The sequence below is a fragment of the Candidatus Zymogenus saltonus genome (assembly GCA_016929395.1).
GTDB classification, from domain to species: domain Bacteria; phylum Desulfobacterota; class Zymogenia; order Zymogenales; family Zymogenaceae; genus Zymogenus; species Zymogenus saltonus.
This window is the reverse complement of sequence record JAFGIX010000065.1, coordinates 20,645-33,035: the sequence shown is the minus strand read 5'-3', so window position 1 is coordinate 33,035 and position 12,391 is coordinate 20,645. Positions and strand designations below refer to the sequence as shown.

The 12,391-nt window shown below is 53.9% G+C and carries 9 protein-coding genes; 7 read left to right on the top strand and 2 right to left on the bottom strand.

Translation table 11 applies throughout. The features are described 5' to 3' along the window. Nucleotides 1–36 precede the first annotated feature (36 nt). From JW984_12925 to JW984_12895, 7 genes are all read left to right on the top strand, one after another. Entirely contained in the window at nucleotides 37–816 is a 780-nt protein-coding gene (locus JW984_12925; GenBank protein MBN1574092.1) for an ABC transporter ATP-binding protein, read from the top strand. 40 nt (nucleotides 817–856) lie between these two features. Beyond that, nucleotides 857–1,657 carry an ABC transporter ATP-binding protein gene (locus tag JW984_12920; GenBank protein MBN1574091.1) on the top strand — a complete coding sequence of 267 codons (801 nt, stop codon included), beginning with the start codon at nucleotides 857–859 and terminating at the stop codon, nucleotides 1,655–1,657. 364 nt (nucleotides 1,658–2,021) lie between these two features. Continuing rightward, the gene (locus tag JW984_12915) at nucleotides 2,022–3,752 is read left to right on the top strand and encodes an AMP-binding protein (protein ID MBN1574090.1); all 1,731 of its coding nucleotides are present in this window, start codon (nucleotides 2,022–2,024) and stop codon (nucleotides 3,750–3,752) included. 510 nt (nucleotides 3,753–4,262) lie between these two features. Further along, nucleotides 4,263–5,255, top strand: a complete 993-nt coding sequence (gene meaB / locus JW984_12910; protein MBN1574089.1) for a methylmalonyl Co-A mutase-associated GTPase MeaB — start codon at nucleotides 4,263–4,265, stop codon at nucleotides 5,253–5,255. Between the two features lie 341 nt (nucleotides 5,256–5,596). Next, nucleotides 5,597–5,971: a hypothetical protein gene (locus JW984_12905; protein ID MBN1574088.1), complete on the top strand. Its 375-nt coding sequence runs from the start codon at nucleotides 5,597–5,599 to the stop codon at nucleotides 5,969–5,971. A 22-nt stretch (nucleotides 5,972–5,993) separates the two neighbouring features. After that, nucleotides 5,994–7,172: a propanoyl-CoA acyltransferase gene (locus JW984_12900; GenBank protein MBN1574087.1), complete on the top strand. Its 1,179-nt coding sequence runs from the start codon at nucleotides 5,994–5,996 to the stop codon at nucleotides 7,170–7,172. A gap of 13 nt (nucleotides 7,173–7,185) precedes the next feature. Further along, nucleotides 7,186–7,584: a Zn-ribbon domain-containing OB-fold protein gene (locus JW984_12895; protein ID MBN1574086.1), complete on the top strand. Its 399-nt coding sequence runs from the start codon at nucleotides 7,186–7,188 to the stop codon at nucleotides 7,582–7,584. A gap of 851 nt (nucleotides 7,585–8,435) precedes the next feature. Here the strand turns inward: JW984_12895 and JW984_12890 are convergent. Together JW984_12890 and JW984_12885 are read right to left on the bottom strand one after the other, a co-directional pair. Beyond that, nucleotides 8,436–10,400 carry an acetoacetate--CoA ligase gene (locus JW984_12890; protein ID MBN1574085.1) on the bottom strand — a complete coding sequence of 655 codons (1,965 nt, stop codon included), beginning with the start codon at nucleotides 10,398–10,400 and terminating at the stop codon, nucleotides 8,436–8,438. A 261-nt stretch (nucleotides 10,401–10,661) separates the two neighbouring features. Then, nucleotides 10,662–12,266, bottom strand: coding sequence for a leucyl aminopeptidase (locus tag JW984_12885; GenBank protein ID MBN1574084.1), 1,605 nt, complete (start codon nucleotides 12,264–12,266; stop codon nucleotides 10,662–10,664). Between the last annotated feature and the right edge of the window lie 125 nt (nucleotides 12,267–12,391).

The window sequence follows — 12,391 nt, the reverse complement described above, 5'->3', positions numbered from 1 at the left end:
CCGCTTTCATCCATTTCTAATAAAGAGAACTGTTTGATGTCCATCCTGACCGTATCCAATTTGTCAATCGCCTTTGGGGGGATTTCCGCCCTCTCGGACGTGTCCTTTGAGCTTGAAAAGGGGCAGATATTCTCCATCATCGGCCCGAACGGGGCGGGAAAGACGACCATTTTCAACTGCATCAGCGGAAACTACAGGCCGGACGGCGGCAAGATATTTTTTAAAGACATTGACATAACCAAAAAGAAGCCCCACAGGGTTGCCAAGCTGGGCATCGCCCGGACGTTTCAGAACATCGAGCTCTTCTCCCACATGACCGCCCTCGATAACATCCTATTGGGCAGGCACCTCCATATGAAGGGAGGCGTGGTGAGGTCGATGCTCTCCTTTACCGAGTTCATGGCGAGAGAGGAGATAGAGAACCGGAAGGTCGCCGAGGAGATCATCGACTTTTTGGACCTCCAGTCGGCGAGGAACCAGTTTGTCATAAACCTCCCCTACGGCACGAGGAAGCTCGTGGAGCTGGGGCGGGCGCTCGCGACCAATCCCGTGATCATGCTTTTGGACGAGCCGTCGGCGGGAATGAACCTCGAGGAGAGGGAAGACCTGATGATCTGGATCAAGGACATCCGGGACGATTTCGGGATAACCATAATCCTTGTCGAGCACGATATGAACCTGATCATGAGCATCTCCGACGAGATCATGGCTCTGAACTTCGGAAGGAAGATCGCCCGGGGAAAGCCGGAGGAGATCCAGAAGCACCCCGAGGTTATAAGGGCCTATCTGGGGGAGGAGGAGGCCGCAAATGAGTAAGACCGACAACGTCAGGGGTGTTAAGAGTGGAGGTAAAGGGATGAGCAGGGGGGATGTCGTGGGAGGGTCGGGCTTTCTGGAGGTGTCGAACATAGAAACCCTCTACGGCAAGATAACGGCACTGAAAGGCATCTCGCTCACAGTCGAAAAAGGGAGCATCGTCACGATCCTCGGGGCGAACGGCGCGGGAAAGACGACGATTCTAAAGACGATCGCCGGCCTTCTCGAAGAACAGCCGGAGAAGGGAAAGATCGTTTTTAACGGCAAAAACATCGAACGAAAGAAAGCCGAAAACCTCGTCTCTCTGGGGATATCGTACGTCCCGGAGGGGAGGGAGGTCTTCCCGGAGCTTACGGTCAAAGAGAACCTAAGGATGGGTTCCTACAGAAGGAGGGACAAGGACGGCATCAACGCCGACTACGAGCGAATGCTTGAACACTTCCCCGTATTGGGGGAGAGGGGAACGCAGCTTGCCGGCACCCTCTCAGGTGGGGAGCAGCAGATGCTGGCCATCGCCAGGGGGCTGATGTCCCGCCCGAAGCTTTTGATGCTGGATGAGCCGTCGCTGGGGCTTGCGCCAATTCTGGTAAGGGAGATATTCGAGATAATAAGGGAGATCAATAAAGAGGGGGTTACGATCCTCCTCGTGGAGCAAAACGCAAACATGGCCCTTCACATCGCGGACTACGGCTACGTCCTAGAGACCGGGAGGATAGTCCTCTCCGACACCTGCGAGAACCTCATGGAGAACGAGGACGTCAGGGAGTTTTACCTCGGGGCTGTCAAGGAGGACTCGGTCAAGGGGTTCAAGCGCTACAAGAGAAAAAAGAGGTGGAGGTAGGGAGGGTTCGGTTTCGGGATTTGATATTCGATGGGCGATGGGTGGTGGTCGATGGGGTATTGGTAAGGCCGTGAGGAGAGGGGGGGATGGGGGGGAGGTTGATATTTGCTGTTAGCTGGTTTTTTAGATGAGGGGTGGAAGGGGACTTTGAGTGTTTGTGGTTTTTTAATGCTATTATAAATATATCTTATCAAATTACGGCGGACCGTCCTTGTTTGAACGAGAGGCTCTATTTAAAAGATAAAATCCTTTTCAGGAGGAAAATCTGTTGAAAGAGACCGAGATTAGGGATAATTTAGGGGACTTCAATACCGTCCCCGAATATCTTTACAGCAGGGCCAAGAGGGATAAAAACAAGGTGGCCATGCGAAAGAAGGAGTTCGGGATCTGGCACGACATATCTTGGGGGGAGTACGCTGAGAGGGCGAGAGAGGTCGCCAACGGGCTCTTGTCCCTCGGGGTGAAAAAGGGGGAGAGGGTGGCCCTTATATCAGAAAATCGTCCCGAGTTTCTCTTTATCGACATGGGGATTCAGACGACGGGCGGGATCACCACGGCGATCTACACCACCAACGCCTCAGCCGAGGTCCACTACATCCTCGACCACTCCGAATCCCGCTTCTACTTCGTGGAGGACGAGGAACAGCTTGACAAGGCCCTGGAGGTGAGGGACAGGCTCCCCGGCCTCGAAAAGATAATAATCATCGACATGGAGGGATTAAAGAGGTATTCGGATCCGATGGTCATGAGCTTCGAGAAGTTCCTCGAGCTGGGAAGGGATTATGCGAACAAAAATCCGAACGCAATAGATGAGAGGCTCAAAACAATCGAGGCGGACGACACCGCCCTTATAGTGTACACCTCCGGAACCACCGGTCCGCCGAAGGGGGCGATGCTCACCCACAAAAACATCATCTGGACGACCGATTCGCTCGGAAAGACGAATCCCATCTACAAAAGCGACGAGATTTTATCCTACCTCCCGCTCTCTCACATCGCCGAGAGGGTGATGACCGTATTCAACGGCATATACTTCGGCTATACGTCAAACTTCATAGAAAATCTGGACACCGTATCGGACAATATGAGGGAGGTGTCTCCCACCGTGGTCTTCGGCGTCCCAAGAATCTGGGAGAAGTACCACTCGACGATAATCATCAAGATGCAGGAGGCCACATGGTTCAAGAGGCTGGTCTTTAACCTGGCCATAAATGCCGGCATGAGGTATGCCGAGGCGAAGTTCTCACCCGGGGGGGTGCCCCTCGGACTGAAGCTCGTTTACGGCCTGTATCATTACGTCGTCATGAGAAAACTCAAGGAGCGTCTGGGGCTGGAGCGCGCCCGCTTCGTCATATCCGGGGCCGCCCCGATCTCGCCCGCCGTCCTGGAGTTCTACCATGCGATAGGGGTCCCGATGAGGGAGGTCTACGGCCAGACGGAGGACGCTGGCCCGGCGACCATCCACCAGGGCGACAATATCAAGCTCGGCACGGTGGGGCAGCCGCTCCCCGGCGTGGAGATAAAGATCGCCGAGGACGGCGAAATACTGGTCAAGGGGGGGAACGTGTTCAAGGGGTATTTCAAGAACAAGGAGGCGACCGCGGAGACTCTTATCAAAGGCTGGCTCCATACCGGGGACGTGGGAGTGATGGACGACGAGGGCTTCCTGACGATCACCGACAGAAAAAAGGATATACTGATCACGTCCGGCGGCAAAAACATCGCCCCCCAGTTCATCGAGAACAAGCTCAAGATGTCCCCGTACATCAACGATGCGGTAGTGATAGGCGAGAAGAGAAAATATCTCACCGCCCTGATATTGATAGACGAGGAGAACGTGACCAAGTACGCCCAGGACAACAGGATACCCTTTACCACCTACGCCAGCCTCTCCCGGAACCCGGAGATAGTAAAGCTGATCGACGGCGAGGTGGAAAAGGTAAACGACGAGCTTGCCAGGGTAGAGTCGATAAAGAAGTTCACGATACTGGACAAGAGGCTCGACCAGGAGGACGGCGAGCTGACCCCCACCATGAAGGTGAAGCGCAAGCAGATAAACGAGATGTACAAGGACATCATCGAGAGCATGTACTGAATAGGTGATGCCCGATAGACCGATAGATATTAGATCTGTTCATTTAATTCTTTTGCTTTTTAGGGAAAATGGAACTGAAAGGGAGCTGAAAGAAATTTCATTGCGATTGGTTGGCCAGTCCATCGGGCGGGCCAATGACGCACCAATCGGGTCGCTTAAAAAAAGCGATGCCGCATAAATAGAAAACGTTTTTAATACCTGTTCCCCATCCTTCCTTTGGCAGGAACTGCCGTCCTAATTAATTCCCATTGTCTGATTGAGAAAATCTTTATCGACAGTCAACAGTTTTTTTAAAACTTGTGAGTGAGCGTTTGTCCGCGTCGCAAGATATTTAAAAAGAGAAGCGGAAAATTGGTTGAAATCTCTTGACGTATCGACAAAATAATGTAATCCTAATGAGAAATTTCACTGTTTACCGGAGTGACCGGAATATATTGAAAAGGAAATGGTTCAAGCTGATTATTTAGGAGAAGAGAAATCAGAGACACAGCAAACAAGAGTGGAGGTTCAATCTCAAGTCGTGCCAAGGGAACAGACCTTGTGGAAAGGCTTTTAAACGGTGAAAATCATGCGCTCTCCCGGCTGATCACCCTCGTGGAGAACAACGACCCCGGGGCGAGGGAGGCGATAAAGAGGCTTTACAAATACGGGGGAGGCGCCCACATCATCGGGATTACCGGTATTGCCGGGGTCGGCAAGAGCAGTCTCATCGCGAAGCTGGGTTTGGCGTACAGAAAACAGGGAAAGACCGTGGGCATAATCGCCGTCGATCCCACAAGCCCCCTGACCGGGGGCGCCCTTTTGGGGGACAGGGTCAGGATGCTGGAGCTCACGGGCGACAAGGGGGTCTTCATCAGGAGCATGGGCACGAGAGGGTCGTCGGGCGGGCTCGCCATCGCGACGAACGACGTGATCAATATACTGGACGCCTTCAAAAAGGACGTTATCATCGTGGAGTCCATCGGCGTGGGCCAGGACGAGATCGACATCGAAAACTTCGTCCAAACCCTGATTATCGTCACCATGCCCGGAGGCGGCGACGCCATCCAGAGCATAAAGGCCGGCATCTTGGAGTTCGGCGATATATACGTCGTCAACAAGTCGGATCGCCCGGAGGCGTCCCGTATGCTTTCCGAGCTCGAGTTCATGCTCCAGCTCGGGAATAGAGGAAACAAGGGATGGAAGGAGAGAATCGTTCAGACCGTGGCCACGATGGACCAGGGGATAGAAGAGCTTATCGAGGTCATCGAGGAGCACCGAAAATACCTCGAAAGATCGGGGGGGCTGGAAGAGAGAAGAATCAAGAGGTCGAAGGCGGAGCTTTTCAAGATCGTGGAGCAGATGGTGGACGATGCCGTCAAGGGGGCCATCTGTTCCGGCGGAGATTATTACGACCTCGTTCAGAAGATGGCATCGTCCGGGGAGATAGACCCCTACAGCGCGGCCGAAGAGATATTTAACAATATCGGCAAGGTCTGCGGTGCCTACAAGAAGGGAGTTTGAGGCGGTTTCTCCCTTAAGCGGCTTGAAAGAGTGAGATCCCGCGGCGACCTCAGGGAGTGATGACAAAAAAAAGGGGGGGGAGGGGGGGGGAATTGCAGACCGTTTTTCACAAAGCTATTTGTACGTGGGACACTGATTTAGGACGCGGCAAAAACAGTTATTGTATCAAAATCCATCTCTTTTGAATGTGAAGAGTAAATTGTTCTTTGAAACTTCGTACTATTTACTGAATCGCTCTTTGGCAAAAATATCAAAACTCCTAACGCCTTTGATAAAAACCTTTGAGGATAATAGGTCTCTCTCCTTATCTCCTTTATGTCAAGGCTCGGCAAGATTTTGATATGAAGATCGGGTACGACTCGGATTTTATTTTCTCCCTCCGCCTTAATGTGCCAAAAACCGGGGCCTTTCCGGCGGCCCCCACACCCGCCTTCCCTTATGCCGAAGCACGCCTCACAGGCCCCCGCCCAATTGGAAATACTATTTATGCCGCGGTTATTTATGTGTATTGTCATGCGGCGACTGGCGAGGATCACGGCTTTGAGAGGTGCTGGACGGCCGCCTCCCCATTAATTCATTTTCGGCGGCCGGAACCCGGATTGTCTTTAGCGGCGGGATTTTTTTGTCCTTACTTTTTTTATTGGAAGTCGCCGTTACCCTTTAATGAACCGTATAATACGAAAATTGTGACTGTAGAAGAAAAAGCGATTTTTTAAGACAGCTAAAGGAGGTAGTGTAGTGAAAAAGGTAGCAGTTATCGGTGTGGCCCAGACAAATTTCACGGCCGCACAGGATAAGACGGAGGTGGAGCTCTTCGCCGAGGCGGCGCTGGAGGCGATGGCCAAGTCGAATATCAAGCCGAGGGACATTCAGGCCCTCTTTGTGGGAAACGTCCTCGGGGATTTCTCCGAGGGACAGGGTATGGTTCAGGCATTTGCGGCGGAAAACATCGGCTGTTTCAACGTGCCCGCCAACAGGTACGAGGGCGCCTGCGCCTCCGCCTCGATGGCCGTAAGGGACGCCTTCATGTGGGTGGCCTCCGGCTTTTACGATATAGTCCTGGCGGGCGGCGTGGAGAGGGCCGCAACGATGGGGACCCCGCTGGCGACAAGGACGTTCGCCATGTTCAGCGACAGCAGATACGAATTCCCCAGCGGTATAACATTTCCGGGGGTGTTCGCAATGCTCGCCCACCTCTACGCCAGCCATTACAACGTCCCACTGAAAAAGCTCAAGGAGCAGATGGCCCAGGTGTCGGTCCAGTCGTACAAGTACGGGATGCATAACCCGAAGGCCCAGATGAGAAAAGAGGTAACCATAGAGGACGTCCTCAATTCCTTCATGGTCTCGACGCCGATTCAGCTCCACGACTGCTGTCCCTTCTCCGACGGAGGGTCGGCCCTGATACTGGCGTCCGAGGACGCCGCAAAGAAGCTGACCGACAAGCCCGTATATATTACCGGCGTGGGTCAGGCCTCAGCCGGGCCCCTCTCGAGCCAGAAGAAGTACCTCCCCAGGATATATTCGAGGGAGGTCTCCTCGAAGCTGGCCTACAAGATGGCGGGCAGGACACCCGATGACATCGACGTCTGCGAGCTCCACGACTGTTTCTCGATTGCCAGCATCATCGCGGTGGAGAGCCTCGGCTTTTTCGAGTTCGGGACATCGGGCGAGGCCTGGATGAAGGGCGAGGCCGCAATAGGCGGCAAGGTGGCGATAAATCCCTCCGGGGGACTGAAGGCCAAGGGACACCCGATAGGAGCTACCGGCGGCGGTCAGGTATATGAAATAGTGAACCAGCTGAGGGGAGAGGTGGAGCCGGAGAGGCTGGTCGAGGGCGCCAAGATCGGCATGACCGACACCCTGGGCGGCGACGGCGGAACACTCGTTAATATTATTCTGGAAAGGGGTTGGTAAAATGGAATACAAGCTGAGTTTCAAGGAGTTCAACAAGGCGCTGAAGAAAAACAAACTTCTCGGCCTGAAATGCGGCGACTGCGGCGCGATTAACGTCCCGCCGAAGATGGTCTGCTCCGAGTGTACCGGCACCAACCTCGAGATCACCGAGCTCTCGGGGAAGGGTTCCGTCAAGACCTTCACCACCAACTACGTGGCGGCGGAGGGGAGGGAGTGTGAGGCCCCGTATATAATTGTCATGGTGGAGCTCGACGAGGGCCCCTGGATCATGGGAAACCTTATCGACATCGCCCCGAACAAGGTGGATATGGACCTCATCGGAAAGCGGGTAGTCATGGGAGTCAAGGTATTCCCTGGAGACAAATACTCCGCGGGGGACATGGCAAGGCCGCTGTTCAGCTTCGAGGCCTGAGTTGCCCTGACGGGATTGCCGGAGCTCTCGATTCGGATCTGATGTCGGTGATAGCGGTCGGGGGCTTCGGGGCAATAAAAAACGGCGGATGATTTTTTACTTGGTGGGTGTAGCAGGAAGTGGTTTGGCAATTTGACGGGTGATGCCGGGGCTGTGGACGAGGAAGGGATATAAAGGCGATAAGGTGGCCGAAGGCGATCTGTCCGCCGAGGTTGAGCAGAGACGAGGTGTATGAGTTGAGAATATAAGCCATGTGTACAATGGGGATGCGGGAGCTTGACCGCACAATCCCTGATGCCCCCATGGGGAAGGTATTCGAGGGGGGGGAATATCAAAGTTGATAAAAAAGCAAGACTGATAAAAAGGACGCGGCGGGAGAGGGGAAACAGCCTTTCCACACAAGACATAAGACCGTATTGGTTGTTTGTGAAGGAGGCACGCCCTTAACTTAAGTTGCTTGAAAGCTTGGGACGTGCCCTTTTTATTTAGTCATAATAAAAACGGGGATGGATTTCAATCTACCCCCGTTGACGTTAAAACGATCTATGTCCAAGCTCCTTGCAATTTGGCGGGGGATATTGGTCGAGGGGCGAATCCCCCATCCCTCCCCAATCCTCCATCGGCCAATTCCGCTGTTTTCCCGTTTCCCCAAATTCCCGTTTTCCAACCCCCTGTAATATTGCCCGATCCCCTACATGTTATCACCCTCCACCCTTACAACATTGCCCCGATCCTTATTTGCCAACTTTCCAGTTGCCCGACCCCCTGAGCACTATTGTCTCATCCCCCCTCATCATATTGCCCAACCCCCTTCACAATATTGGCCCCAACCCCTACGCACGAAAAAGAGGTTAATCCTCTTTGAGCTCCTTGATGTCCTTGTAGAGGTCGAGGGCCTGGGGATTGCCCAGGGCGTCCTTGTTCAGCACCTCTTCCCCGTGGATGACCTTCTTTACCGCAAGCTCGACCTTCTTGAGGTTAATGGTGTAGGGTATGTCGTCCACGGCTATTACCTTTGACGGAACGTGGCGGGGCGTTGCGTTTTTCTTTATGTCGGTTTTTATCTTCTTTACCAGCTCTTCGGTGAGCTCCACCCCTTCCGCCATCTTGACGAAGAGGATCACCCTCACGTCGTTCTTCCAGTCCTGGCCCACCACGATGCAGTCGTTGATCTCGCCCATGTTTTCCACCACGCTGTATATCTCGGAGGTTCCTATGCGCACGCCGCCCGGGTTGAGGGTGGCGTCGGAGCGGCCGTAGAAGATGACGCCGTTGTGCTCAGTTATCTCGATGAAGTCTCCGTGGCGCCAGATGTTCGGGTATACGTCGAAGTAGGCGCTGTGGTATTTCGAGCCGTCCTCGTCTCGCCAGAAGTAGATGGGCATCGACGGGAAGGGTTTCATGCAGACAAGCTCTCCCTTTTCACCCACGACCGGCTTCCCATTAGAGTTGAAGGCCCGAACGTCCATGGCGAGTCCCCGACACTGGAGCTCGCTTCTGTAGACGGCCCCCATCGGGTTTCCGAGGGCGAAGCAGCCGTTCAGGTCGGTTCCGCCGGCGATGGACGAGAGGCACATGTCTTCCTTTATATCCCTGTAGACATAGTCGAACTGCTCCTCGTTTAAGGGGGAGCCCGTGGACATCATGCATCTTAATTCGGAGAGGTCGTACTTGCCCTGGGTCTTCAGCTCCTCTTTTTCCACGGCGGCCAGGTAGCGGGCGCTGGTGCCGAAGTGGGTCATCTTCACATCCTCTGCAAGCGTGAATAAAGCCCCCGGATCGGGATAGAAGGGGGAGCCGTCGAAGAGGATTATAGTGGCGCCGACGGCGAGCGACGTTGTAAGCCAGTTCCACATCATCCATCCGCAGGTGGTGAAGTAGAATATCCTGTCCTCAGGCTTAAGGTCAGAGTGGAGCATGAGCTCCTTCATGTGATGCACGAGGATGCCGCCCACGCTCTGGACCATGCACTTGGGAAGCCCCGTCGTCCCCGATGAGTACATGATGTAGAGTGGATGATCGAAGGGGACCTGCTCGAACTCGATTTTAAGGCCCTTCTCGTCCGACATAAAGTCTTTCAGGTGCACCGAGTTCCTGACCCCGCTGATGTCGGCGTTCTCTTCGGTGTAGGGTACCACGACGACCTTCTCGATGGAGGGGAGGTCTTTTAAGATGTCGGCGATCTTTTCGAGGGAGCTGAACTTTTTGCCGTTGTAGGAGTAGCCGTTGGCGGTGAAGATGAGCTTTGGCTCGATCTGTCCGAAGCGATCAAGCACGCCCTTTATCCCGAAGTCGGGGGACGATGACGACCAGATGGCGCCGATGCTCGTTGCGGCGAGCATCGCCATGATCGTCTCGGGCATGTTGGGCATAAAGCCGGCGACGCGGTCGCCCTTCTTTATCCCCATCTCCCGCATCGCCTTTGCAAGGCGGGCCACCTTGTCGTACAGCTCCGGGTAGGAGACGTGGACCAAATCCTGGGCCTCGCCCTTGAAGATGATAGCGGTCTTGTCCTCCTTCGCGTGTCTGAGGAGGTTCTCGGCGAAGTTCAGCTCGGCACCCACGAACCACTTGGCCCCGGGCATCTTGTCCCCGTCCACCAAGACCTTGTCGTATTTTTTTGAATGCACAATATTCATAAAGTCCCAGATCGCTTCCCAGAAGTCGGGGATGTTTTCGATGGACCATTCCCACATCGGATCGTAGGTTTTAAAGTCTTTGGAGAATCTTTCGTTGATATAGTTCATAAAGCGATACATGTTGGTGCCCTTGATTCTCTCTTCCGATGGCTTCCAAAGGGGTTTGTCAGATGTCATGTCATCTCCTAATAAAAAGTAATAGTAAACAAAAAAGACTTTTGAAGACTGATTGACTTCTCAATCAGTGTAGAATTCTAAAAAAATAAGGGGGTGTTGTCAAGTCAAAAGAGGAAATTGTTTGGAAAAGGAACCAACGAAGACAGGCCGCGGCATCTTCTGATACTGTGATTTAGAATATGTAAAAAATGTATAGAGAAAACGGATGGATACAAACCACTGCAAAAAAAGAAAGCGGCCATAAGGGGAAAAAGATGTCTGTTATTCCCCCATCATTTCCAGAAATCTAAGAAGGAGCATGACGCCGAAGCCGGTTCCCCCATTGGCGATCCAGTCGTATTCCTTTTCGGCCCGGGCCGTCCCCGCGATGTCTATGTGGGCCCAGGGGTGGTAGTCTCCCGCGAAGTGTTTCAGGAAGGTTGCCGCCGTGATGGATCCGGCCTCCCTGCCGCCACTGTTTTTGATGTCGGCGATGTCGCTTTTGAGCTGCTCCTCGTAGTGTTTGTAGAGGGGCATGGGCCACAGCTTCTCGCCGGACGCGGCGGACGCCGCCTTGAGCCTTTCCAGAAGCGCGTCGTCGGTGGAGTATATGGCGGCCACCTTTTTGCCCAGGGCGATTACCACGGCGCTCGTAAGGGTGGCGATGTCGATGATGGCAGTCGGCTCGTATTTCTTCGCGTAGGTGATGGCGTCGGCCAGGATCAGCCTTCCCTCGGCGTCCGTGTTCAATATCTCTATGGTCGTCTCGTCCATGGCGGTGACCACATCCCCCGGCTTTGTGGCGTTTGAGCCCGGCATGTTCTCCGTCGCCGGGAGGATTCCCACGACCCCCGTTTTGAGCTTCAGCCTTGCCGCGGCCATGACCGTCGTAAGGACCACCGCCGCTCCGCTCATGTCAGTCTTCATGTCCGTCATTCCCTCGGCACTCTTTAAAGAGAGACCCCCGCTGTCGAAGGTTATCCCCTTTCCGACCAGGGCCACGTTTTTTGCAGCCTTCTCCTTCGGGACGTACTCGATCGTTATCAGTGCGGGCGGTTCCTTTGATCCCCTGGCCACGCTCAAAAACGCCCCCATCTTCATCTTCTTAATATCATCAGCCTTGAAGACGTCGCAGATAAGCTGATACCTGAAGGCCACCTCCTTGGCCGTTCTTGCAAGGAGCCTCGGGGTCATCAGGTTGGGCGGCGCGTTTATGAGGTCTCTTGCGAGATAGACGGAGTCGGAGATGATCATCCCGGCCGTCGCCCCCTCTTCGATCTCGGAGCCGTTTGCCTTATCCATCCTGTAGTTGACAACCGTGATCTCGTCGATATGCTCCTTTTTCTCCTCGTGATGATCGTCCTTTATTATCTTGAGGAGCTTCTTTTTCCCCTTTATCGCCGTGTAGTCGTAAGTGCCGAGGGCGGCCCCGATGAAGACGTCCCCGGAAATCCGGGCGTCGTCGGCCCCCTCGATCTTGCAGCCCGCGGCGAGGTCAAAGGGAAGGGCGATCTTTTTGACCCCGATCGATTTTGCGGCCTTAGCCGCAGCCGCGGATACTGCCCGTATCGTGTCAAGGTCGATTTCCTCCCTCTTCCCAAGGCCGGCCAATATGATCCTCTCCGGGCCTGTGTCGGCCGCCTCGCCGTCAGGCGTTTGGTCGTCAAGATATATCGTCAGCGTCTCCTTCGGTCTGCCTTTGAAGTCTCCCGAGACGATAAGCCTTTTGATCTTTCCGTTGAGGGCGGTATCTAACATCTTAACCTCTTGAGAGAGGCCGTCTCCGTTGGAGAAGATCCCCACGACAAGCGCCCCGGTCTTGATCGTCGATAACGGCCCCTCGGCGATGGCGAGCTTTGGCAGCTCTTTACTGATATTTCTCTTCATTATAAGCTCCCTTGAGAGTCGTAATTCATGTTTTCAGCGGCGGCAAATCTAAATTTATTTAAAAATATCATAACTGAAAGATCTTTGGCTGTCCATATCAGAAAGGTGGACAAAAATATTGAAAG